At 73.3% G+C, this 22214-nt stretch carries 22 protein-coding genes and 1 pseudogene; 5 read left to right on the forward strand and 18 right to left on the reverse strand.

Annotated elements, in window-relative coordinates:
• The first annotated feature begins 85 nt into the window (after positions 1-85).
• Positions 86-601 (forward strand): hypothetical protein, encoded by a 516-nt coding sequence (locus tag FHU28_RS28015; protein WP_221453311.1) that lies wholly within the window; start codon positions 86-88, stop codon positions 599-601.
• Positions 602-653: 52 nt separating this feature from the next.
• Here the strand turns inward: FHU28_RS28015 and FHU28_RS28020 are convergent, their stop codons facing one another.
• Positions 654-1196 (reverse strand): hypothetical protein, encoded by a 543-nt coding sequence (locus FHU28_RS28020; protein ID WP_184687641.1) that lies wholly within the window; start codon positions 1194-1196, stop codon positions 654-656.
• Positions 1197-1294: 98 nt separating this feature from the next.
• Here FHU28_RS28020 and FHU28_RS28025 point away from each other — a divergent pair, with 98 nt between their 5' ends.
• Together FHU28_RS28025 and FHU28_RS28030 are read left to right on the forward strand one after the other, a co-directional pair.
• The gene (locus FHU28_RS28025; RefSeq protein WP_311773667.1) at positions 1295-2515 is read left to right on the forward strand and encodes a GNAT family N-acetyltransferase; all 1221 of its coding nucleotides are present in this window, start codon (positions 1295-1297) and stop codon (positions 2513-2515) included.
• A gap of 53 nt (positions 2516-2568) precedes the next feature.
• Positions 2569-2940 (forward strand): hypothetical protein, encoded by a 372-nt coding sequence (locus FHU28_RS28030; RefSeq protein WP_184687646.1) that lies wholly within the window; start codon positions 2569-2571, stop codon positions 2938-2940.
• Between the two features lie 16 nt (positions 2941-2956).
• Here the strand turns inward: FHU28_RS28030 and FHU28_RS28035 are convergent, their stop codons facing one another.
• The 4 genes from FHU28_RS28035 to FHU28_RS28050 all read right to left on the reverse strand — a co-directional run bounded on the left by FHU28_RS28035 (position 2957) and on the right by FHU28_RS28050 (position 5994).
• Positions 2957-3427, reverse strand: a complete 471-nt coding sequence (locus FHU28_RS28035; RefSeq protein ID WP_184687648.1) for a ribose-5-phosphate isomerase — start codon at positions 3425-3427, stop codon at positions 2957-2959.
• A gap of 70 nt (positions 3428-3497) precedes the next feature.
• Positions 3498-4697 (reverse strand): DUF1015 family protein, encoded by a 1200-nt coding sequence (locus FHU28_RS28040; RefSeq protein ID WP_184687650.1) that lies wholly within the window; start codon positions 4695-4697, stop codon positions 3498-3500.
• A 133-nt stretch (positions 4698-4830) separates the two neighbouring features.
• Positions 4831-5157: a hypothetical protein gene (locus tag FHU28_RS28045; RefSeq protein ID WP_260413166.1), complete on the reverse strand. Its 327-nt coding sequence runs from the start codon at positions 5155-5157 to the stop codon at positions 4831-4833.
• Between the two features lie 213 nt (positions 5158-5370).
• Positions 5371-5994, reverse strand: a complete 624-nt coding sequence (locus FHU28_RS28050; protein ID WP_184687654.1) for a mycothiol-dependent nitroreductase Rv2466c family protein — start codon at positions 5992-5994, stop codon at positions 5371-5373.
• A 230-nt stretch (positions 5995-6224) separates the two neighbouring features.
• Here FHU28_RS28050 and pepN point away from each other — a divergent pair, with 230 nt between their 5' ends.
• A complete protein-coding gene (gene pepN / locus FHU28_RS28055) occupies positions 6225-8771 on the forward strand; it encodes an aminopeptidase N (RefSeq protein ID WP_184687656.1) in 2547 nt (848 codons plus the stop codon).
• 120 nt (positions 8772-8891) lie between these two features.
• On the opposite strand, the gene FHU28_RS28060 is transcribed toward pepN, so the two are convergent.
• Genes FHU28_RS28060 through FHU28_RS28070 form a run of 3 tightly spaced genes read right to left on the reverse strand, consistent with a single transcriptional unit; the run spans position 8892 to position 11126 of the window.
• Positions 8892-9305, reverse strand: a complete 414-nt coding sequence (locus FHU28_RS28060; RefSeq protein ID WP_184687659.1) for a DUF5130 family protein — start codon at positions 9303-9305, stop codon at positions 8892-8894.
• Complete coding sequence (gene ctaJ, locus FHU28_RS28065) at positions 9292-9603, reverse strand: aa3-type cytochrome oxidase subunit CtaJ (RefSeq protein WP_452298813.1); 312 nt, start codon at positions 9601-9603, stop codon at positions 9292-9294. The genes FHU28_RS28060 and ctaJ overlap by 14 nt, the downstream gene beginning before the upstream one ends.
• Before the next feature lie 50 nt (positions 9604-9653).
• Positions 9654-11126 (reverse strand): amidase, encoded by a 1473-nt coding sequence (locus FHU28_RS28070; RefSeq protein WP_184687661.1) that lies wholly within the window; start codon positions 11124-11126, stop codon positions 9654-9656.
• Positions 11127-11301: 175 nt separating this feature from the next.
• Between FHU28_RS28070 and FHU28_RS28075 the strand changes: the two are divergent.
• Positions 11302-12245, forward strand: a pseudogene (locus FHU28_RS28075) (poly(ethylene terephthalate) hydrolase family protein).
• A 44-nt stretch (positions 12246-12289) separates the two neighbouring features.
• Here FHU28_RS28075 and FHU28_RS28080 read toward each other — a convergent pair.
• The 10 genes from FHU28_RS28080 to kynU form a co-directional block, all read right to left on the reverse strand.
• Positions 12290-13285 (reverse strand): amidohydrolase family protein, encoded by a 996-nt coding sequence (locus FHU28_RS28080; RefSeq protein ID WP_184687663.1) that lies wholly within the window; start codon positions 13283-13285, stop codon positions 12290-12292.
• Positions 13286-13288: 3 nt separating this feature from the next.
• A complete protein-coding gene (locus tag FHU28_RS28085) occupies positions 13289-13813 on the reverse strand; it encodes a 3-hydroxyanthranilate 3,4-dioxygenase (protein ID WP_184687665.1) in 525 nt (174 codons plus the stop codon).
• Positions 13806-14231 carry a RidA family protein gene (locus FHU28_RS28090; RefSeq protein WP_184687667.1) on the reverse strand — a complete coding sequence of 142 codons (426 nt, stop codon included), beginning with the start codon at positions 14229-14231 and terminating at the stop codon, positions 13806-13808. The genes FHU28_RS28085 and FHU28_RS28090 overlap by 8 nt, the downstream gene beginning before the upstream one ends.
• A gap of 59 nt (positions 14232-14290) precedes the next feature.
• The gene (locus FHU28_RS28095) at positions 14291-15064 is read right to left on the reverse strand and encodes a 2-keto-4-pentenoate hydratase (RefSeq protein ID WP_184687669.1); all 774 of its coding nucleotides are present in this window, start codon (positions 15062-15064) and stop codon (positions 14291-14293) included.
• Positions 15061-16116, reverse strand: a complete 1056-nt coding sequence (dmpG, locus tag FHU28_RS28100; RefSeq protein WP_184687671.1) for a 4-hydroxy-2-oxovalerate aldolase — start codon at positions 16114-16116, stop codon at positions 15061-15063. The genes FHU28_RS28095 and dmpG overlap by 4 nt, the downstream gene beginning before the upstream one ends.
• The gene (locus FHU28_RS28105; protein WP_184687673.1) at positions 16113-17048 is read right to left on the reverse strand and encodes an acetaldehyde dehydrogenase (acetylating); all 936 of its coding nucleotides are present in this window, start codon (positions 17046-17048) and stop codon (positions 16113-16115) included. The genes dmpG and FHU28_RS28105 overlap by 4 nt, the downstream gene beginning before the upstream one ends.
• On the reverse strand, positions 17045-17842 hold the full coding sequence (locus FHU28_RS28110) for a 2-keto-4-pentenoate hydratase (RefSeq protein ID WP_184687681.1): 798 nt from the start codon (positions 17840-17842) through the stop codon (positions 17045-17047). The genes FHU28_RS28105 and FHU28_RS28110 overlap by 4 nt, the downstream gene beginning before the upstream one ends.
• A gap of 136 nt (positions 17843-17978) precedes the next feature.
• Positions 17979-19460 carry a 2-hydroxymuconic semialdehyde dehydrogenase gene (locus FHU28_RS28115; RefSeq protein WP_184689993.1) on the reverse strand — a complete coding sequence of 494 codons (1482 nt, stop codon included), beginning with the start codon at positions 19458-19460 and terminating at the stop codon, positions 17979-17981.
• 20 nt (positions 19461-19480) lie between these two features.
• Positions 19481-20809: an FAD-dependent oxidoreductase gene (locus FHU28_RS28120; RefSeq protein ID WP_184687683.1), complete on the reverse strand. Its 1329-nt coding sequence runs from the start codon at positions 20807-20809 to the stop codon at positions 19481-19483.
• Positions 20810-20865: 56 nt separating this feature from the next.
• A complete protein-coding gene (gene kynU, locus FHU28_RS28125; protein ID WP_184687686.1) occupies positions 20866-22206 on the reverse strand; it encodes a kynureninase in 1341 nt (446 codons plus the stop codon).
• Positions 22207-22214: the final 8 nt, after the last annotated feature.

Here is a 22214-nt window from a genome sequence, read left to right on the forward strand (position 1 = left end):
CGCGGCGTACCGCGGCCGGGCACGCGGGCGGGCGGCGAGATGCCGTCCCGCCCGCGCATCCCAGGACCGACCGGGCAAACCGACTTTGATCAATGACGGCCGTCGACTAGCGTGCGCAGGCGTGAAATCGAACCGGATCTTCCCGATCCTCCTGACCTGTGCCGTGCTGGCCCTCGCCGCGTGCGGCGACGAGAAGCCCTCGACCACGGCCGGGCCGGCGGCCACGTCGGCCTCCGCGGTCCCCTCCACGGCGGCACCCTCGCCGTCGGCGGCCGCCGTGAGCGACAAGGACCTCTGCACCGCCGCAGAAAAGATCAACAAGGACATGCGGACGAAGCTCATGGCCGTCGTTCAGGGAGGCGGCGACCTGACGAAGGAGACCGGCGCGATCCTGACCGAACTCGGCGACCGGGTGACCAAGCTGGCCGGAACCGCCGGCGACGGCGAGGCGGCCATCGCCCTGAAGGAGTTCGGCGCGGAGGCCGGCAAGGCGGGCTCGGCCCCCGACCCGGGCACCGCCGCCGACAACCCCGCCATGGAGAAGGCCAGCAAGGACATCAACGCCGCCTGCAAGACGGCCGGCGCGCCGACCACCTTCTGACGCCGACGTCCCGGGTCGTCCGTCCGGCGCGCGCCGGACGGACGACCGTCGACTAGACGCCTGTCACCCAGTTCCAGGCGGAGACCACCCACTCGGTCTGCTGCAGGTACGCCACCCCCACGCCGACCAGGAACAACGCGGTGACCAGGTGAGCACCCTTCGCGCTGCGGCGCACCCGGCCGAACTGCCGCTCCAGAATCAGCCGCCCGAGCAGCCGGGCCAGCGCGAACAGGCCGACCGCGGTGAGCAGGCTGAGCACGAAAGTGAGCAGCGGCGCGATCAGGTTGCCCCGCCCGGAGATCGCCCAGATGCCCCAGCAGACGAACGCGAACAGGGCCCCGGCGGCGCTCAGCTCCCCGCCCTTGCGGGCCTGGGCGAGGTGCCAGCTCATCGGCCGGCGCGGCGCCGGCTCACCGGCCCAGTCGCCGTGCTGCTCGACAGTCGGGAACTGCTCGGTGCGGGGCGTACGCGGCGTGCGCGGCTGACCGACCGCCGCCACCCCGCGCTGGAACGCGTCCCGCTGCGGGGGCACCGCCCCCGGCTGGGGCGGCACCTCCACGGTGCGCTCGGCCCACGGCTGTGTCTGGTCCGCCATCTTCGTCCTCCCCCTCGACCGATTCCGGCCTCGGTTCCGAGGGTAGCCAGCCCGCAAATAGGGTGCCGACCCCCGTCGCGGTGCGATACACACGTGCCGTGACCGACGTACTGGTATCCCGAGCTGAGGACTTCGACGACATCGCGGCGCTGCTGGCGCTGGCCTTCCACGGCGATCTCGACCCCGACGTGCAGGCGCTCGAACGCCCGATCTTCGAGCCGGACCGGTCGTTACTGGTCCGCGACGGCGGCACGGTCGTGGCAAACGCCGCCGCGTTCAGCCGCGAGCTGGCGGTACCCGGCGCGAACGTGCCGGCCGCCCACGTGACGATGGTCGCGGTCGCGCCGACGCACCGGCGCCGCGGCCTGCTCACCACGCTGATGCGCCGCCAGCTGCGAGACGTCCGCGACGCCGGCCGGGAACCGATCGCGGTGCTCTGGGCCAGCGAGGGCCGCATCTACCCCCGGTTCGGCTACGGGTCGGCGGCCCCCCGGTACGTGCTGTCCGTGGACACCACCGGGCTGCGCCTGCCCGCCCCGACGTCCGCCGAGGGCACGCTGCGACTGGACCGTCCGGACGCGCACCGGGACGAGCTGGCCCGGCTGTACGAGCAGGCGCGCGCCGACCGTCCCGGCTGGTCCCGCCGCGACGAGCGCTGGTGGGCGTACCTGCTGGCGGATCTGAAGGCCCACCGGGGCGGCGCCACCGAACGCCGGGTGCTGCTGCACGAGGGCCCCGGCGGGCTCGACGGGTACGCGCTCTACCGGACGAAGGACAGCTCCTCGGCCACCGGCCCGCAGGCCGAGACGCATGTCGGCGAGGTGGTGGCGCTGACGCCGGAGGCGTACCGGGCGCTGTGGCGGCTGTTGCTCTCGGTCGACCTGACCCGGCGGCTGTCGTTCCCGATCGCGGCAGTGGACGAGCCGCTGCTGCGGCTGGTGGACGAGCCCCGCCAGCTCTCCCCGCAGCTCGCCGACGCGCTCTGGGTACGGGTGGTGGACGTGCCGGCCGCGCTCGCCGCCCGGCGCTACGCCACCGACGTCGACGTGGTGATCGAGGTCACCGACGACCTGCTGAAGGAGAACACCGGCCGCTGGCGGCTGGTCGGCGGGCCCGACGGCGCGCAGTGCACGGCCACCACCGCCCCCGCGGCGCTGGCCTGCGACGTACGCGCTCTCGGCGAGCTGTACCTCGGCGGCGCGAACCCGTCCGCGCTGGCCGCCGCCGGGCACGTCCGGGAACTGGTCCCGCACACCCTGACCGCGCTCACCCCCGCTTTCAGCTGGCACCGCGCCCCCTCCCCCATGGAGGTCTTCTGACCGCCCTCGCGCGCGTGGGAGCGCCGGTGGGTGTGGGGCGGTACGGTCGGGGGATGGGTGAGGCGGAGCGACGGCGGCGACGGCTACGGCATCACGGCGAGGCCGGCGCCCCGGCCGACGGCGCCGACGGCACCGCAGCCAGCACCGCCCCCGTACACGACGACGTGACGCCCCGGTCCCCGCGCGGCGGCCGGCCGGGCGAGCCGGAGCCCCGCGGCCGGCGCGCCGCGCCCGCCGAGGAGGGCGAGCGCGGGCTGCGCGGGCTGGTCGGCTCCGGCTCGTCGCAGGTGAGCGTCACCGCCGCGCTGCGGGCACGGGACGCCGCGCGCCCCAGCGACGACGATCTCGCCGCGGCGGAGGAGCGGGTGGTGCTGATCCGGCGCAACTGGGTGCCCCGCGAGGAGCTGCCCCGCAACGGGCGGTGAGCCCGGCGGCGTCCGGTCAGGCGGGCAGCTCGGGCAGCTTGCGGCTCTGCTCGTAGGCGGCCACCTGCTCGATGCGCCGGCTGTGCCGCGGGTTGCCGGAGAACGGCGTGGTGAGGAACGCCTCCACGAGCGCCGTCGCCTCGTCCAGCGTGTGCTGGCGGGCGCCGATCGCGACAATGTTGGCGTCGTTGTGCTCGCGGGCCAGCTTTGCGGTCTCCACGCTCCAGGCCAGCGCCGCCCGGACGCCGGAGACCTTGTTCGAGGCGATCTGCTCGCCGTTGCCGGAGCCGCCGATCACCACGCCGAGGCTGCCCGGGTCACCGACCACCCGGTCGCCGGTGTGCAGGCAGAACGCCGGGTAGTCGTCGTCCGGGTCGAAGGCGTGCGGACCCACGTCCACCACCTCGTAGCCCTGCTTGGCCAGGTGGTTGGCGAGGTGCACCTTCAACTCGAAACCAGCGTGGTCAGATCCCAGGTAGACGCGCATACCGCGCAGTCTGACAGGCCCGCCTCCTCCGCCGGCGCGCGGGCGGCGGAGGAGGCGGTTCGTCACACGGTCAGTGCGGCAGCTCGGCCACGACCAGGCCGGCGCGCGCCTTCGGGGTGAACCAGGTGCTCTTGCGGGGCATCTTCTCCCGGGCCAGGTTCACCGCGACGAAGTCGTCCACGGTCACCGGCGCGACGAGCACCGCCAGCTCGGCCCGGCCGGCGTCGACCTCGCCGACGAGCCAGCTCGCCGGGTAGTCGCCGCCCACGTACGTGATCCGCTTGTCGCCCGGGTCGAGACCCAGCGCGTCGCGCAGCAGCAGACGCTCGACGAGCGCGTGGTCGAGGTTCTCCAGCCGGCCGGCGCCGACGTGCGGCAGCGTCACCGCGTACCCCCGGCCGCCGAGGTAGAGGTGCACGACGCCGCCGGTCGCAGGCACGTCCACCGGCCCGTCCACCGGGGTGATCTCCGCGCCCGCGGCGCGCAGCCGGTCGAGCAGCTCGTCCGGCGTGGTGGTCAGCTCGCTGACCAGCCGGTTGTAGGGCTGGATGGCGACCGACGCGGGCGTGGTGACCACCGCCAGGAAGCGCGGGAACCCGCCGGTCTGCGCGGCCAGGCTGCGGTGGTTGCCGTCCGCCACCACCAGGTCCCCGCCGCCGGCGAGCGCGGTCAGCTCGTCCTGCGCCGGGCCCGGGCCGAGCAGCCAGATGGCGTGCGTACGACCGGACTGGTCGACGTCGGTCGCGGCGGGCGCCCCGGCCGCATCGGTCGCCGCCGCGAGCGCGGCGTGCAGCTCGTCGCCCTTGCCGGTCTGGAGCAGGAGTACGGGCGAGAGCAGGTGACCGATCGCCTCGGCCAGGGCGACGCGCTCGCGCACCTTGGCGATGAACACGTCCTCGTTGCGGATCACCAGACCCGGCTCGTCGGCGCGGGTGGAGATCTGGTCGGTGTCGACCATCGCCCACAGCCCGTACGCGCTCTCCTCGCCCGGCGCGCTGATGCGGTAGAGCACCACGACCTGCTCGGCCGGGGTGTAGCTGCCGTCCGCCTTCGCCTCTGCGAGGCGGGCCACCGCGTCCGGCAGCGCGTCGAGGAAGGACTTCCCGAGGCTCCCCGGCGCCCGGTGGGGCATCTCGATGCCCAGAGCGCTGTGCGGATTCGCCTCGACGATGGAGGTGATCTCCGCGTCGTCGGCGAACTCGTCGTAGTTCTGCGCGCCGGTGCCGCCAGTGGTGATCCAGGCCCGGGCGATCGGATGCACGACCGTCATGTCCGCTGACGCTACCCGGGCCCCGATCGCCCCCGCCGCCGGACTCACCCGCTTACCACCAGGTGAAAGGAAGGGCCCCCTCTTAACGCCTCCGGTAGAGGAAGGGCCCCTTCTTAACACCGGGAAGGGCGGCTCAGGCTGTGGGGTTACGGTGCCGGCCCGAAGTCGGACGGCGGGCCGGCGCGGCGGGGCGGGAGCCGGCGTTGAGGCGTACCGTCGTCGCACCCGCGACGGCCGGGTGGGCCGCGGCGCCGGTCCGCGACGGCGCCCGCCCGGGCCGGCCGGTCTCGGCCGGCGGCGTCATCCGCGAGGTGGCCACCACCCGGGCCACACCGACCACGATCGGCGGGGCCAGCAGGTCGGCAACCTCGGCCGGGCCGGCCGGCCAGTCGCTCTCGGTCACCGACCAGTACGTCGCACCGGGGTCCTCGGTCGCCTGCTGCGGCGCGTCGTCGGACATGCGGCGGTGCTTAGCCATGGGAACGCCTCCAGGAGCTGCCGTGGTGCGGCCCCGCGCGGGCCGTCGGCTGGGACATCCGGTGAAACGAGCCCCGCACCGGCCCGGTGACGGGCGGCGCGGGGCTCGGGGTGCGGCGTCGCGAGGGCCCGGGGTGTTAAGAAGGGCCCCTTCCTCTACCGGAGGCGTTAAGAGGGGGCCCTTCCTTACACCGCGTCAGTCGAAGATGGGGCCCTGCTCGCGGGTGCGCTTGAGTTCGTAGAACCCGGGGGTGGAGGAGACCAGCAGCACGCCGTCCCAGAGGCGGCCGGCGGCCTCGCCCTTGGGCGCCGGGGTGATCACCGGGCCGAAGAAGGCGACCTGCCCGCCGTCCGGGCCCGGGGCGTGGACCACCGGCGTGCCGACCTCGGTGCCGACCGGCCGCATGCCCGCCTCGTGGCTGGCCCGCAGCGCGTCGTCGTACTGGGTGGACTCGGCGGCGTCGGCGAGCGCCGGGTCCAGACCGATGTCGGTGAGCGCGCCCACCAGCATGTCGCGGCCCAACTCCTCCTTGCCGAGGTGGATCCGGGTGCCCATCGCGGTGTAGAGCTTCGCCAGCGCCTCGGCGCCGTGCGCCTGCTCGACGGCGATGCACACCCGCACCGGACCCCAGCCCTTGACCATCAGGTCCTGGTACTCCTCCGGGAGGTCCCGGCCCTCGTTGAGCACGGACAGGCTCATCACGTGGAACCGGATGTCCACGTCCCGGACCTGCTCGACCTCGAGCAGCCAACGGGAGGTGATCCAGGCCCACGGGCACAGCGGGTCGAACCACATGTCCGCGGTGACACGTTCGGTCACGGTGTCATCCCTTCACGACTTCGTCCGCGCCGGGGACCCGGCACGGTCACCCCCGATCCTCCACCCCCTGCCGTATCGACCGGTACCGGAATGAGAGCGTGACCTCGACCACCGAGAGCGGTCCGTGCATGGAAGACTCGGTTCTCAGCGGACCGTCACGAGCGGGCCGGGAAAGACCGGTGCCGCGGGGCGCGGCGAGACGAGTGGGATGGAGACGAACAGTGCCGGGAGTGCGCAACCTGACCCAGGCCGAGGCGACCGAGCGGGCCCGCCTGCTCGAGGTGACCGGGTACGACATCAGCCTTGACCTGTCGACCGCGGTGCAGCCCACCGGTCGCACGTTCCGCTCGGTGACCGAGGTCCGGTTCCGCTGCGCCGAGCCGGGGGCCACCACCTTCATCGAGGCGGCCGCCGAGTCGGTGCGCTCCGCCACGCTCAACGGCGAGCCGGTCGACCTGTCCGGCTGGTCCGCCGAGAAGGGCCTCACGCTGACCGGCCTGGCCGCCGAGAACGTGCTCGTGGTCGACGCCGACTTCGGCTACTCCAACAGCGGGCAGGGTCTGCACCGCACCGTCGACCCGGTGGACGGCGAGACCTACCTCTACAGCCAGTTCGAGACCGCCGACGCGCAGAAGGTCTACGCCTGCTTCGACCAGCCCGACCTGAAGAGCGTCTACACCTGGCACGCCACGGTGCCGGACCACTGGCGGGTCGTGTCGAACATGCCGGTGGCCCGCGAGGAGGCGGCCGGCGAAGGGCTGAAGACGGTGCACTTCACCGTCTCGGAGCGGATGAGCACGTACATCACCGCGCTCTGCGCCGGGCCGTACCACGAGGTGCGCCGCAGCCACGACGGCATCGACATGGGTTACTTCTGCCGGGCCAGCATGGCCCCGCACATGGACGCCGACGACCTGCACCTGATCACCACGCAGGGCTTCGACTTCTTCCACGAGAAGTTCGGCGTGCGTTACCCGCTGCCCAAGTACGACCAGCTCTGGGTGCCGGACTTCAACGCTGGCGCGATGGAGAACTTCGGCTGCGTCACGCACGCCGAGTCGCACTACATCTTCCGCTCGCAGGTCACCGACTTCGAGTACGAGCAGCGCGCCAACACGATCCTGCACGAGCTGGCGCACATGTGGTTCGGTGACCTGGTCACCATGCGCTGGTGGAACGACCTGTGGCTGAACGAGTCGTTCGCCGAGTGGGCGAGCCACTGGTGCAACACGCACGCCACCCGCTTCACCGACGCCTGGACCACGTTCCTGTCGATCCGCAAGAACTGGGGTTACCGGCAGGACCAGCTCTCCTCCACCCACCCGGTCTACTGCGAGATGCCGGACCTGGAGGCGGTCGAGGTCAACTTCGACGGCATCACGTACGCCAAGGGCGCGAGCGTGCTCAAGCAGCTCGTCGCGTACGTCGGCGAGGAGCCGTTCGTGGCCGGCCTGCGCGCCTACTTCGGCAAGTACGCCTGGGGCAACGCCACCTTCGACGACCTGCTCTCCGAGCTGGAGACGGCCTCAGGCCGGGAGCTGCGCAAGTTCGCCGCCCAGTGGCTGGAGACCGCGCAGGTCAACACGCTGCGCCCGGAGGTGACCATCGGCGCCGACGGCACGTACGAGCGGGTGGTGGTCCGGCAGGAGGCGCCGTCGGACTACCCGACGCTGCGTACCCACCGCATCGGCGTCGGCCTGTACGACCTCACCGACGGCCGGCTGGTGCGCCGGGAGCTGATCGAGACGGACGTGACGGGCGAGCTGACCGAGCTGTCCGCGCTGCACGGCAAGCCGGCCGCGGATGTGCTGCTGCTCAACGACGAGGACCTCACGTACGCCAAGCTGCGGCTGGACGAGCGGTCCATGGCCACCGTGGTGCAGCACATCGCCGGCTTCGACTCGTCGCTGGCCCGGGCGCTGTGCTGGACGGCCGCCTGGGACATGACCCGCGACGCGGAGCTGTCGGCCCGCGACTACGTGGCGCTGGTGCTGGCCGGGCTGACCGCCGAGACCGACATCAACCTGGTCACCGCCACGCTGCGGCAGGCGACCACAGCGCTCACCTTCTACGCCGACCCGGAGTGGGCGCCGACCGGCTGGGCGGACCTGTCCCGTACCGCCCGGACCGCGCTCGCCGCGGCCGAGCCGGGCAGCGGATTCCAGCTCGCCTGGGCCCGCGCGTACGCTTCCTCGGCCCGCTCCGGGGAGGACCTGGCCGTGCTGCGCGGCTGGCTGGACGGCAACGGGGTGCCGGAAGGGCTGACCGTCGACACCGAGCTGCGCTGGGCCGTGCTCCAGTCGCTCGTCGCCAACGGCGCGGCCGGCGCCGCCGACGTGGACGCGGAACTGGCCGCCGACCGTACCGCCAGCGGCGAGCGGGAGGCCGCGTACGCGCACGCGCTGGTGCCGACCGAGGAGAACAAGGCAACCGTGTGGGCGCTGCTCACCGGCCCGGACGCGCTGCCCAACTGGCGCAACCGGGCGCTGCTGCAGGGCTTCACCCACCCGGCGCAGGTCGAGCTGACCGCGCCCTACCGGGAGCGGTACTTCGCCACGGTGGACCAGGTGTGGGCGCAGCGCGACAGCGAGCCGGCGCAGGAGTTCGTGCAGCTCGCCTACCCGGCGTACCTGGTCGAGGAGGACACCGTCGCGGCCACCGACGCGTGGCTGGCCCAGGACGGGCGGCCGGCGTCGCTGCGGCGGCTGGTGGCCGAGGGCCGCGACGGCGTGGTCCGCGCGCTGAAGGCCCGCGAGCGGGACGCCCGCACCGCCTGAGCAGGGGTACGGCGGCCGGGGGCCGGCGTGGGTGGGAGCCCACGCCGGCCGCCGGGCCGAGAACACGGAAAAGCCCGGCCCGCGCGGTGCGCGGGCCGGGCTTCGTCGTGTGCGGGCGGGTCAGCCCTTGCCGGCGTGACTGGCCAGCTGGTCGAGGCCCTGGATGATGCCGCCGGCCAGGTCGCCGCCGCCGAAGGCGGCCACCATGGAGAGCGCGGCCAGCTTCGCGTACGTGTCCGGGATGCGCTTGCGCGCGTACCGGCCGGTGACGACCTCCAGCTGCCGCTGGTTGGGCGACATCGCGATCAGCACCGAGCGGTCGGGCTCGGCGAGCTGGCGGTGCAGCCGCTCGGCGTGCTCCCGGATCGGCTCGTCCAGCCCGCCGACATAGACCGAGAAGACCAGGCCGGTGCCCTGGTCGGCGAGGCGCAGCGCCTCGTCGATGCGGAGCAGCTGACGGGTCGAGAACGGTCCGTCCAGCACGTCGGGCGGGTTGTCCGTCCCCGTCGTGGGCCGCGCTTCACCAACGGTCACTTGCGCCTCCGGTTCCACCGGCCGGCGCCTCCCGGCCGGCCTGCTCCTGCTTGCGGCTGGTCAACGCCGGCGCCTGCGCCCCGGCGGACAGCGCCGTGCCGGCCGAGTCGGCCAGCTGCTCCGGGCGGCTCAGGAACCAGACCGGAGTGAAGTCGAAGGGCCGGCCCGGCCGGTAGCGCTTGGCGCCGCCACCGTTGCCACGGCTGCCCCCGACGGCCGCCAGGCCGGCGATCAGCAGCACCGCGGCGGCCGGGATGCCGACGAAGACCACCAACGTCTCGGTAACAGACAATCCCAACGCCCCCAGGCGGAAAGAGAGACCAGGAATGGTTCGGGTCGGGTGACCGGTCAGGACCGGCCGCGCCGCACCTCACTTGTGATGTTCACGTTAGCGGAGTCGGTGGCCAGCCAGATTGCGGGGTGCTGATCCCATCCGCCACTCGAGTGCTCAAGCTGCGCGGCAGTGGCGACCAATGTCGCGTCGTCGCCGTACCGGCCGGTGAGCAGCACCCCGACCGGCAGGCCGTCGGCGGTCCGTCCGACCGGCAGCGAAACGGACGGATCGCCTGTGACGTTGAAGACCGCGCAGTACGGCGAGAAGCGCCGCTGCCTGTCGAAATCCTCCGCCGGTTCGAGGGCGGCGAGCGCGCCCACCGGCATCCGCGGGGCCGCGAGCGTCGGGCAGAGCAGCAGGTCACAGCCGGCGGTACGGCGCACGCCGAGGCGTACCTGCGCCTGCAGCTCGCCGAGCGCGGCCATCAGCACGGGGACGCCCAGCGCCGCGCCGCGCTCACGCAGGAACCGGGTCAGCGGCAGCAGCTCACCCTCCCGGTCGGGCGGGACCGGCGTGACCGCCAGCGCGTACCAGAGGGTTTCGAACAGCGGCCACGCCTCGGGGCCGAGCGGCGCAGGGACGTCGACCACCTCGTGCCCGGCGTCGGCGAGCAGCGCGGCGGCCCGGTCGACGGCGGCGACGCAGTCCGGGTGGACCGGCTCGTCGGCGAGCATCGGCGTGGTGAAGCGGCCGACGCGCAGCCGGCCGGGTCCGGTGGCGCGGGCGGACCGGGCGACGCCGAGGTAGCCGCCGGCGGGCGCGGCCGGCGGCAGGTACGGCTCGCCGGGCACCGGCCGCGCCAGCACGTCGAGCATCGCGGCCACGTCGGCGACGGTACGGCCGATCGGCCCGTTCACCGGTAGCCCGAAGCCGCCGAAGCCGAGTGGTCCACCGGAGACCATGCCCCGGCTCGACTTGTAGCCGATCAGGCCGCAGAGCGCGGCCGGGATGCGCAGCGAGCCGCCGCCGTCGGAGCCCTGGGCCACCGGCACCAGCCCGGCGGCGACCGCCGCGGCCGCGCCGCCGCTGGACCCGCCCGCGGTGCACGCGAGGTCCCACGGGTTGCGGGCGGGCGGCGCGACGCGCCCTTCGGAGTAGAGCGAGCAGCCCAGTTCGGAGGTGGTGGTCTTGCCGACGCTGACCAGTCCGGCTTCGGCCAGGAGGCGGACCACGTCGGCGTCGACCGGCGGGACGAAGTCGGCGAAGGCGGCCGAGCCGAAGGTGGTGCGTACCCCGGCGGTGAGGGTCAGGTCCTTGATCGCGGTCGGCACCCCGTGCAGGGGATGCCGGTCCGCCGCCGGGACCGCGTCGGCCGCCCGGGCCGCCGTCCGCGCGTGTTCGGCGGTGACCGTGACGAACGCGCCGACGGTGTCGCCGAGCGCCTCGACCCGGCGCAGGTGGTGCTCGACCAGCTCCAGGCTGGACAGCTCGCCCCGGCGGATCGCGGCGGCCTGCTCCAGCGCGGTCAGGTCATGCGGCTGGGCCATGCCGTCCATCCTGCCGGGCCGGTGGCCGGGAGGCCGGGCGACACGTCCGGCGGCCGGCCCATATCCGGGTGACATGACCGGTTCGGGATGGTCCGCCGGGCGGGCGGGACGCGCAGGATGTGCAGATCGACGCAAGTCGATTGAAGGCCGCCCCCACCACCCCGAGGAGCACGCCGTGCACCACGCACCCGGCACACCGGCCCGCCCGTCCCGGCTTCCGCGCGCCCTGCTCGCCGTCGCCCTGGCCGCCGCCGGCCTCGCCGCCCTGCCGGTGACGCCGGCCGGGGCCGGCGACGGCCGGCCGGGGCCGGCGACGGCCGGCCGGCGGCTGCGCTGGCCGCGAACCCCTACGAGCGCGGTCCCGCGCCCACCACCGCCTCCATCGAGGCCACCCGTGGGCCGTTCGCGTTCGCCCAGACCACCGTCTCCGCGTCCAGCGTCAGCGGCTTCCGGGGCGGCACGATCTACTACCCGACCAGCACCGCCGAGGGCACGTTCGGCGCGGTAGCCATCTCCCCCGGCTTCACCGCCGGCCAGTCCGCCGTGGCGTGGCTCGGGCCGCGGCTGGCCTCCCAGGGCTTCGTGGTCATCACCATCGACACCCTCTCCGTCTACGACCAGCCGGCCAGCCGCGGCACCCAGCTCCTGGCCGCGCTCGACTACCTGACCAACACCAGCGCGGTACGCACCCGGATCGACCGCAACCGGCTGGCGGTGATGGGGCACTCGATGGGTGGCGGCGGCAGCCTCTCGGCGGCGAACACCCGGCCCGCGCTCCAGGCGGCGATCCCGCTGACCGGCTGGCACTCGGTGAAGAACTGGTCGTCGGTGCGCGTGCCGACGCTCGTCATCGGCGCGGAGAACGACTCGGTGGCCCCGGTGTCGTCGCACTCGGAGCCGTTCTACACCAGCCTGCCGGCCACCCTGGACAAGGCGTACCTGGAGCTGAACGCCGCGAGCCACTCGGCGCCGACCTCGCCGAACGTGACAGTGGCGAAGTACAGCATCTCCTGGCTCAAGCGGTTCGTCGACGACGACACCCGGTATGACCAGTTCCTCTGCCCGGCGCCCCGGGGCACCGCGATCGAGGAGTACCGGGACACCTGCCCGCACTCCTGAGCAGCGCCGGGTGCGTCCGCCGAGGCGGACGCACCCGGAGTTCGTCAGCGGCCCAGGAAACGCAGCGCGTTGCCGCCGAGCAGCGCGGCCCGCTGCTCGTCGGTGAGGAAGTCCGCCCGGTGCACCACCTGGCCCACCGGCCGCTCCCCCAGCGGATACGGGTAGTCGCTGCCGAGCAGCACCCGCTCGGCGCCCATGGTGTCCACGAGCAGCCGCAGCGCGGCCGGCTCGAAGACCACCGAGTCGACGTGGAACCGGCCCACATACGAGCTGGGCGGCGTGCTCGACGCGCCGCGTACCAGGTCGCCGCGCCGGTGCCAGGCGTTGTCGGCGCGGCCCAGCCAGAACGGGAAACTGCCGCCGCCGTGCGCGAAGCAGATCCGCAGCGTCTCCGGCACCCGGTCGAACACGCCGCCGAGGATCAGCGCCAGCACCGACAGGTGCGTCTCGGCCGGCATCCCGGCCAGCCACCGGGCCATCCACCGGTCCAGGCGGGGGCCGCCGGGCATGTCCCACGGGTGCACGAAGACCGGCGCGCCGACCTCGGCGCAGTGGGTGAGGAACTGCACGATGCCCGCGTCGTCCAGGTCGCGGTCGCCGACGTGGTTGCCGATCTCCACCCCGGCGTGCCCGGCCGCCAGGCAACGGTCCAGCTCGGCGCAGGCCGCGTCCGCGTCCTGCAACGGCACCTGGCAGAACGGCACCAGCCGGTCGCCCCCAGCCGCGGTCACCTCGAGTGTGAGGTCGTTGAAGATCCGGGCCACCTTGACCGCCTGGTCGGCCGGGCGGTCGTAGCTGAAGAAGACCGGGGTGGGCGAGACGACCTGCACGTCCACGCCGTCGGTGGACATGTCGGCGAGCCGGGTCGGCGCGTCCCAGCACTGCGCGCCGATCGGCCGGAACTCCGTCTCCCCCACCATGATCATGGCGGCGCGCTCGGAGTCCACCCGCAGCCAGGGCCAGCCGGACCCGCCGCACGCCGCGGCGAGGTCCGGCCACCCCTTCGGTACGACGTGCGTGTGCACGTCCACGACCGGCACGCGTCAGCCCTTGCCCGGGTGCAGCGCGCCGCAGTTGTCGCAGGTGCGGGCCTTCTCGTCGGCGTAGAACGCGGCGAAGACCGGGGGCAGGTCGGCGGCGATGTCGCGGACCTGCAACTCCACCTCGTGCACCTTCTGGTGGCACTCGGCGCAGTACCACTGGAACTTCTCCAGCGTGCCCTCCTCGCGGACCCGCTCGATCACCATACCGATCGAGCCGGCCTCGGGACGCTGCGGCGAGTGCGGGGTGTTGCGCGGCAGCATCCACATCTGCCCCTCGCGCACGTGCACCGTACGCGGCCCCTCAGGGAGCATCAGGTTGACGTGCATGTTGCCCTTGACCTGGTAGAAGAACTCCTCGTACGGGTCGACGTGGAAGTCCGTGCGCTGGTTCGGGCCGCCCACCACCATGACGATGAAGTCATCGCTGCCGGGCAGCATCTCCTTGTTGCCCACCGGGGGCTTGAGCAGGTGCTGGTTGTCGCCGATCCAGCCGGAGAAGCTGAACGGCTCGGCGATCTCACTCATGGGAACCTCCCGACGGAAGTAGGGCGACGGCCTGCATCTCGATCAGCAGATGCGGGTGCGGAAGCTGGTGTACGGCCACCGTGGTCCGGGTCGGGCCGGTGGCGTCGAAGAACTCGGCCCACACCTGGTTGTAGCCACCGAAGTCGTTCATGTTGACCAGGTAGCTGGTGACCTGCACCAGGTCGGTCAGGTCGGCGCCGACCGTGCGCAGCAGGTCCCGGATGTTCTCGATCACGGCCCGGGTCTGCTCCCGGATGTCGAGGTCGGTGGTGCCGAGCTCGTCCACGGCGACGCCGGCGAACGTGTTGTCCGGCCGGCGCGACGACGTGCCGGACACGTAGACGAACCCGCCGGCCACCTTGACGTGCGGGAACGCGCCCCTCGGCACGGCCTTCCCGGCCACCACGCGGGCGGTCACGGCAGAGCCGCTTTCCGTTCGCGACTGCGGGGCTCGCAAAACCGGCTCACTCCTCGCGCTCACGACAGTGCCTTCAGGGAGGCGGAACCGAGCTTCTCCACCGTGGCGCGCACGTGCGCGCCCGGTCGCAACGGCACCGCTGCGGTGGCCGCGCCGGCCAGGAACACCCAGCCCTTGCGCAGCCGGACGCCGTGCCGGCCGGCCAGCCGCAGGCCCTCGTCCAGGGCGCGACGCGGGTCGCCGAGGATGGCGGCGGTCGAGCCGACCTGCGCCACCCGCCCGTCGATCTCCAGCAGCACGCCGAGGTTGTCCAGCCCGTCCGGCACCGGCGACCAGGGGCCGACCACGAACGCGGCGGCCGAGGTGTTGTCGGCGATCACGTCCGGCAGGGAGAAGGTGAAGTTCGCGTACCGGGAGTCGATCAGCTCGATCGCCGGGGCGACCGCGCGTACCGCCCGGGTGAACGAGCCGACCGGTTCGCCCGGGTCGGGCAGCCGGTCCAGCAGGAACGCCACCTCCGGCTCGACGCGCGGGTGGATGAAGTCGCCGACGTCGACGGCGCCTCCGTCGGGCACCCGCATCACGTCGGTCAGCCGGCCCCAGATCACCTCGTCCACGCCGACCTGGGCCATCTTGGCCTTGCTGGTGAGGCCCATCTTCAGGCCGACCAGCCGCTCGCCCCGGTCGAGGCGGCGCTTCACCAGCGCGGTCTGCACCGCGTACGCGGCGTCCACGTCGAGGCCCGTCTCGGCGGCGAGCTGCGGGATCGCGGTGGCGGTGTCGGCCGCCGCGCCCAGCTTCTCCGCGATGCCGGCGGTGTCCGGCCCGATCATGAGTTCTCCTTAGCGGCCAGGTCCAGTGCCACGTCCACGATCATGTCCTCCTGGCCGCCGACCATCCGGCGACGGCCCAGCTCGACCAGAATCGAGCGGACGTCCACGCCGTACTTGGCCGAGGCACGCTCGGCGTGACGCAGGAAGCTTGAGTAGACGCCCGCGTACCCCAGGGAGAGCGTCTCCCGGTCCACCTGGACCGGCCGGTCCTGCAAAGGGCGGACGAGGTCGTCGGCGGCGTCCATCAGCGCGAACACGTCGCAGCCGTGCTTCCAGCCGTGCAGCTCGGCGACCGCGACGAAGACCTCCAGCGGCGCGTTGCCCGCGCCCGCGCCCATGCCGGCGAGCGACGCGTCCACCCGGACGGTCCGCCCGGACGGCGAACCGAGCGGGCCGTCGCCGAGGATCCGGCCGTGCTCGACCGCCAGCACGCTGTTCGCCACGCCCAGGGACAGGTTGTGGTGCGCGTGGATGCCGATCTGCGTCTGGGGTTCCAGCACCTGCCGGTACGCGTCGACGCGCTGCGCCACGTCCGACATCAGCAGCCGCCCGCCGGAGTCGGTGACGTAGACGCAGTGTGCGCCGTACGACTCCATGAGCTTGGCCTGCGCGGCCAGCCCGGCCGGGTCGTTGAGGTGCGACATCATCAGGAACCCGGAGACGTCCATGTCGTTCTCCCGGGCCCAGGCGATGTGCTGGGCCGAGATGTCCGCCTCGGTGCAGTGCGTGGCGATCCGGACGCTGGTCACGCCCAGCGCCTTCGCCGCCTTCAGGTCGGCGATGGTGCCGATGCCCGGCAGCAGCAGCGTGGTGAGCCGCGCGGTGGTGAGCACCTCGGCGGCGGCGGCGATCCAGTCCGCGTCGGCGGCGGCGCCGTGCCCGTAGTTGACGCTGGAACCGGCCAGGCCGTCGCCGTGCGCCACCTCGACAGCCGCCACGCCGGCCGCGTCGAGCGCGGCGGCGATGGTACGCACCTGGTCGACCGTGTAGCGGTGCCCGATGGCGTGCATGCCGTCGCGCAGCGTCACGTCCTGGATGTAGAGGTCGGTCATCGCGCACTCACCTCCGTCGCGCGCAGCGCCACCAGCCGCTCCGCGGTGCGCAGCGCGGCCGACGTCATGATGTCGAGGTTCCCGGCGTACGCGGGCAGGTAGTGCCCGGCGCCGGAGACCTCCAGGAACACCGACACCTGCAGGCCGGTGAAGTGCCGGCCGAGCACCGGTGCGTACGTGTCCACGCGGTCGAACTGCACGTCCTGCTTGAGCCGGTACCCGGGCACGTACTCCTGCACGGCCTTCACCATGTCGGCCACCGACGCGGCGATCGCGCCCCGGTCGGCGTCGGCGTCCGGGCACAGGCAGTAGACCGTGTCGCGCATCAGCAGCGGCGGGTCGGCCGGGTTCAGCACGATGATGGCCTTGCCGCGTTCGGCGCCGCCGACCACCTCGATCGCCCGCGCGGTGGTCTCGGTGAACTCGTCGATGTTGGCCCGGGTGCCCGGACCGGCCGACTTCGAGGCGATCGAGGCGACGATCTCCCCGTACGCGACGGGAGTGACCCGGCCGACCGCGTGCACGATCGGCACCGTGGCCTGCCCGCCGCAGGTCACCATGTTGACGTTCGGCTCGCCCAGGTGCTCGTCGAGGTTCACCGGCGGCACCACGTACGGGCCGATCGCGGCCGGCGTCAGGTCGACAACGGTGCGCCCGTGCGCCCGCAGCACCTCGTCGTGCCGCTTGTGCGCGCCCGCCGAGGTGGCGTCGAAGACGAGCTGGACGTCCGCGAACTCGGGCAGCGCGACCAGCCCGTCGACACCCTCGGCGGTGGTGGTCACGCCGAGCCGGCGGGCCCGGGCCAGACCGTCCGAGGCCGGGTCGATGCCGGCCATCGCCACCATGTGCAGGCTCTCACTGAGCCGCAGCACCTTGATCATCAGATCGGTGCCGATGTTGCCCGACCCGAGCACCGCCACTCCGACAGTCATGACGTTCCCTCCGTCGAGAAACAGGTACGCACCGAGCCGAGCCCGGAGATGCGCGCCTCGTACGCGGCGCCGGGCGTGACCGGCACCATCGGCCCGAGCGCGCCGGAGAGCACCACGTCACCCGCGCGCAGCGGGTCACCGGCGCGGGCCATCGTGCCGACCAGCCACTGCAACGCGTGCAGCGGATTGCCGAGGCAGGCCGCGCCCGCGCCGACCGAGACCTGCTCCCCGGCGTGCTCCAGCACCATGCCGCACAGCCGCAGGTCCACGTCGGCGAGCCGCCGGGGCGCGGTGCCGAGCACGAACAGCCCGCTGGAGGCGTTGTCCGCCACCGTGTCGACGATGGAGATGTCCCAGTCGGCGATCCGCGAGTCGACGATCTCGATGGCCGGCAGCACGTGGTCCACCGCCCGGATCAGGTCGACTGTGGTGACCCGCTCGTCCGGCAGGTCCGCGCCGAGCACGAAGGCGATCTCCGCCTCCACCCGCGGTTGGAGCAGCCGCCCGATCGGCACCTCGACGCCGTCGCCGACGGCCATGTCGTCGAAGAGCACCCCGAAGTCGGGCTGGAAGACGCCGAAGCTCTCCTGCACGGTTCGCGACGTCAGGCCGATCTTCGCGCCGACGCGGCGGTGCCCCTTGCCCAGCCGCTGTCGGGTGTAGACCTGCTGCACCTGGTACGCGGCCTCGACGTCGCCCTCGGGCAGCAGCCGGCCGCGCAGCGGCGGGCAGGGTTTGCCCTCCTGCCGGGCCACTGCGAGTTCCCGGTTGGCGGCCTCGATGTCCACGGTCATGGCGGTTCCTCGCTTACGTCGCTGGGGATTCCGGCCATTCTGCCCACCGCGCGCGCCCGCGCCAGTCTTCGCGCTCATGCTGAGCCACCCTTCGTTCGCGACTGCGGGGCTCGCAACACCGGCTCACTCCTCGCGCTCACGTCAAGTCCACGCAGACGTTTGTGAGTTCGGAGTAGAAGTCGAGCGAGTGCACGCCGCCCTCGCGGCCGACACCCGACGCCTTCACCCCGCCGAACGGGGTCCGCAGGTCGCGCAGGAACCAGGTGTTCACCCAGACGATGCCCGCGTCGAGCCGGGCGCCGGCCCGGTGCGCCCGGCCCACGTCCCGCGTCCACACCGTCGCGGCCAGGCCGTAGTCGGTGCCGTTGGCGAGCGCGAACGCCTCGTCCTCGTCGTCGAACGGCGCGACGTGCACCACCGGGCCGAAGATCTCCTCCTGGTTGGTGCGGGCGTCCGCGCCGAGCCCGGTGAGCACCGTCGGCTGCACGTACGCCCCGCCGTCGCGGCCGTCGCCGAAGCGCGGCGTGCCGCCGCCCGCGCGGACCTCGGCGCCCTCGGTGCGGGCCAGCGCGTAGTGGCCGAGCACCTTGTCCCGGTGCCCGTGCGAGATCAGCGGCATGTTCGCCGTCGCCTCGTCGTCCGGCCAGCCGTACGCCAGTTCGTCGGCGCGCTTGGCCAGCCGCGCGGTGAACTCCTCGAACACCGGCCGCTGCACGTAGATGCGCTCGGTGCAGAGACAGACCTGGCCGCCGTTGGTGAAGCTGGACCGCACCGAGCCGGCGACCGCCGCGTCCAGGTCGGCGTCGGCGAAGACCAGGCCGGCGTTCTTGCCGCCCAGCTCGAAGCTGACCGCCTTCACCCCGTCGGCGGCGGCGCGCATGATCGCGCTGCCGGTGGCCGACTCGCCGGTGAACGTGATCGCGTCCACGCCCGGGTGGCGGGTCAGGTGCTCGCCGGCCGAGCCCGGGCCGAAGCCGTGCACCAGGTTGAACACGCCGTCGGGCACGCCGGCCGCGGCCATCACCTCGGCCAGCAGCGTGGCCGACGCGGGGGTCTCCTCGCTGGGCTTGACCACCACGGCGTTGCCGCAGGCCAGAGCCGGGGCGACCTTCCAGGTGAGCAGCAGCAGCGGAAGGTTCCACGGCACGATCACGGCGACCACGCCGACCGGCTTGCGGACCGCGTAGTTGAGCGCCCGGCCGCCGGTCGGGGTGACAGTGGTGAACGACTCGGTGGGCGCGGTCGCGACGATCTCGGCGAAGGCGCGGAAGTTGGCCGCGCCGCGCGGGATGTCGAGCGTCCGGGCCTGCGAGATGGCCTTGCCGGTGTCCGCCACCTCGGCGGCCACCAGGTCGTCGAAGCGCCGTTCCAGCTCGTCGGCGACCCGGCGCAGCACCTCGGCCCGTTCCCGCTCACCCATCCGGCCCCACGGGCCGCGCAGCGCCGCCCGGGCGGCCGCGACCGCGTCGTCCACCGTGGACTGCGACGCCTCGACCACCTCGAACACCGGCTCGCCGGTGACCGGGCTGCGCTTGGTGAACCGGGAGCCGGCGTCGACGAACTCGCCGCCGACGAAGTTGCGCAGCAGGCCGGGGCCGTCCGGCGCGTGCCCGGCCATCAGCCGGGGATCCCAGAGCGTCATCGCCGCCGCCCCAGCGCCGCGCGGACCCCACCGGCGAGCAGCGCCACCGCGCCGGCCGCGACCGCGCCGACGACCGCGTACTGCGCGCGCACCCGGCGGCGCACCTGCGCGTACGGGGTGGTGGAGAAGGAGACCAGCTCGTACTGGGAGACGTAGCGGCCGGGCAGGACGCGCTCCAGCGCGTGCTCGACCTGCTTGCGGGTGCGGAACACCGGTGAGGCGACCTTGTCCCGCATCTCCACGAAGTTCGCCAGCGCCATCCGGGCGATCGCCTCCGCGTTGTCCTGCCGGCGGTGCTGGTAGAGCGGCAACGCGGCGGCCCACTCGTCGTCGCACTCGTCCAGGCAGCGGTCCAGCTCGACCACGTCCTCGAACGCGCAGTTCGCGCCCTGGCCGTAGAACGGCACGATGGCGTGCGCGGCGTCGCCGATCAGGCCGACCTTCCCGGCCACCTGCCACGGCGTGCAGCGCACCGTGCCGAGCAGGCCGACCGGGTTGTGCTGGTAGTCGTCGACCAGGTTGGGGGCCAGCGGGACCAGGTCCGGGTAGTGGGTGGCGAAGAACCCCTCGATCGCCGCCGGGCTGCTCAGCGACGCGAAGCTGCGCGTGCCGTGGGTGGGCCAGAACAGCGTGCAGGTGAAGGAGCGGTCCGGGTTCGGCAGCGCGATCATCATCGAGGTGCCGCGCGGCCAGATGTGCAGCGCGCCCGGGTCGAGCGCGAACTCCCCGCCCAGCGGCGGGATGGTCAGCTCCTTGTAGCCGTAGTCGAGGAAGTCGAGGCTCTCGGTCACTCCCCCGTACGCGAGCAGCTGCCCGCGCACCGCGGAGCCGGCGCCGTCGGCGCCGAGGATGACCGAGGCGGCGGCGGTGACCTTGCCCTGCGGGGTCTCGAACGTCATCTCGCCGCCGAGCGGGTCGAGGCCGACCAGCCGGTGGTCGAACGCGACCCGCACGTTCGGCAACGCGGCGGCGGCGTCGAGCAGCGCGTTGTTCAGCGCGCCCCGGCTGATCGAGTTGATCGCCCGGTCCCCGGAGCCGCTGTAGGACTGGAACTCCGGCTCACCCTCGACCGGGTGGATCATGCGGCCGCGCATCGGCAGCGCGTCCGCCATCACCTCGTCCTCCAGGCCGATGCGGCGCAGCGCGTCCAGGCCGCGCTCGGACAGCGCCAGGTTGATCGAGCGGCCCCGCTCGGCGGTGCCGGCACGCGGGTCGGGCCGCCGCTCGTAGAGGGCCACCGGGTAGCCGCGCCGCGCCAGATAGCAGGCCAGCAGGCAGCCGGCCAGTCCGGCGCCGACCACAGCGATCTCGTCGCGCTCCGTCACGTGCCTGCCTTCCGTTCGCGACTGCGGGGCTCGCAGAACCGGCTCACTCCTCGCGCTCACGATCCCTCCTTCTCAAACGTTGCCGCCAGCGCCTCGGCGACCCGCCAGCAGTCGTGGTACGTCGAGTAGAGCGGCACCGGGGCGAACCGGACGATGTCCGGCTCCCGGGCGTCGGCGACGACGCCGTGCTCGTGCCGCAGCCGCTTGGTCAGCTCGTTCGCGCTGCCCACCCAGCCGCCTTCCGTTCGCGACTGCGGGGCTCGCAGACCCGGCTCACTCCTCGCGCTCACGCCGATCCGGACGGAGAGCTGGCAGCCGCGCCGGGCCGGGTCGCGCGGGGTGACCACTGTGAGCGGGCGGCCCGGCGTGACCTCGTCGAGCAGCTGCTCCAGCCAGGCGGTGAGCCGCAGGCTGCGCTCGCGCAGCGCCGCCATGCCGACGGAGTCGAACAGCTCCAGCGAGGTACGCACCGGGCCCATCGCGAAGATCGGCGGGTTGGAGATCTGCCACGCCTCGACGGTGGCCGGCGGCCGGGACACCGGGGTCATCTCGAACCGGGTGGCCGCCTCGGTGCTCCACCAGCCCTCGAAGCGCTGGATGGACGGGTCGCCGAGGTGCCGCTCGTGGACGAAGACGCCGCCAAGCGCGCCCGGGCCGGAGTTGAGGTACTTGTAGGAGCACCAGGCGGCGAAGTCGACGTCCCAGTCGTGCAGCGCCAGCGGGACGTTGCCGGCGGCGTGCGCCAGGTCCCAGCCGACGACGGCGCCCGCGGCCCGCCCGGCGGCGGTGATGGTGGGGATGTCCATCAGCTCGCCGGTCAGGTAGTTCACGCCGCCGAGCATCAGCAGCGCCACGGTGTGGCCCTCGCGGGCCAGGAAGTCCAGCACGTCCTCGGTGCCGAGCGTGTCGGAGCCGGGGCGCGGCTTGAGGCGCACGACAGTGGTGTCCGGGTCCAGGCCGTGGAAGCGGGCCTGGCTGCGCACGGCGTAGCTGTCCGAGGGGAACGCGCTGTCCTCGATGACGATGCGGGTGCGCTCGCCCTCCGGCCGGTAGAAGCTGACCATCAGCAGGTGCAGGTTGACGGTGAGGGAGTTCATCACCACGGTCTCGGCGGGCAGCGCGCCGACCAGGCGGGCGGCCGGCGCGGTCAGCAGCTCGTGGTACGGCAGCCAGGGCCGCTCCGACTCCAGGTGCCCCTCCACGCCCAGGCGCTGCCAGGCGTCCAGGTCGGCGAGGAGCTCGTCCCGGGTGGCCCGGGGCTGCAGGCCGAGCGAGTTGCCGGCCAGGTACGCCGTGTCGGGGTAGCGCCCGCCGTCGGCGGGTGGGATGTGGAACAGGTGCCGGTGTCCCGGGTCGGCGGCGTCGCGGCGGAGGGCTTCGTTCTCGGGGGTGTGCATGCTGTTCT

The sequence above is a fragment of the Micromonospora echinospora genome (genome assembly GCF_014203425.1).
In the GTDB taxonomy this organism is placed as follows: Bacteria; Actinomycetota; Actinomycetes; order Mycobacteriales; family Micromonosporaceae; genus Micromonospora; species Micromonospora echinospora_A.

Excerpts from the sequence above, each read along its gene's own strand:
- FHU28_RS28110 (WP_184687681.1), bottom strand. The coding sequence starts at position 17,842 with ATGACCGTGGACATCGAGGCCGCCAACCGGGAACTCGCAGTGGCCCGG.
- FHU28_RS28070 (WP_184687661.1), bottom strand. The coding sequence starts at position 11,126 with ATGGCCCAGCCGCATGACCTGACCGCGCTGGAGCAGGCCGCCGCGATC.
- FHU28_RS28030 (WP_184687646.1), top strand. The coding sequence starts at position 2,569 with ATGGGTGAGGCGGAGCGACGGCGGCGACGGCTACGGCATCACGGCGAG.
- FHU28_RS28115 (WP_184689993.1), bottom strand. The coding sequence starts at position 19,460 with ATGGCCGGGCACGCGCCGGACGGCCCCGGCCTGCTGCGCAACTTCGTC.
- FHU28_RS28035 (WP_184687648.1), bottom strand. The coding sequence starts at position 3,427 with ATGCGCGTCTACCTGGGATCTGACCACGCTGGTTTCGAGTTGAAGGTG.
- FHU28_RS28020 (WP_184687641.1), bottom strand. The coding sequence starts at position 1,196 with ATGGCGGACCAGACACAGCCGTGGGCCGAGCGCACCGTGGAGGTGCCG.
- FHU28_RS28045 (WP_260413166.1), bottom strand. The coding sequence starts at position 5,157 with ATGTCCGACGACGCGCCGCAGCAGGCGACCGAGGACCCCGGTGCGACG.
- FHU28_RS28095 (WP_184687669.1), bottom strand. The coding sequence starts at position 15,064 with ATGATCGGGCCGGACACCGCCGGCATCGCGGAGAAGCTGGGCGCGGCG.
- FHU28_RS28105 (WP_184687673.1), bottom strand. The coding sequence starts at position 17,048 with ATGACTGTCGGAGTGGCGGTGCTCGGGTCGGGCAACATCGGCACCGAT.
- dmpG (WP_184687671.1), bottom strand. The coding sequence starts at position 16,116 with ATGACCGACCTCTACATCCAGGACGTGACGCTGCGCGACGGCATGCAC.
- FHU28_RS28085 (WP_184687665.1), bottom strand. The coding sequence starts at position 13,813 with ATGAGTGAGATCGCCGAGCCGTTCAGCTTCTCCGGCTGGATCGGCGAC.
- FHU28_RS28040 (WP_184687650.1), bottom strand. The coding sequence starts at position 4,697 with ATGACGGTCGTGCATCCGATCGCCCGGGCCTGGATCACCACTGGCGGC.
- kynU (WP_184687686.1), bottom strand. The coding sequence starts at position 22,206 with ATGCACACCCCCGAGAACGAAGCCCTCCGCCGCGACGCCGCCGACCCG.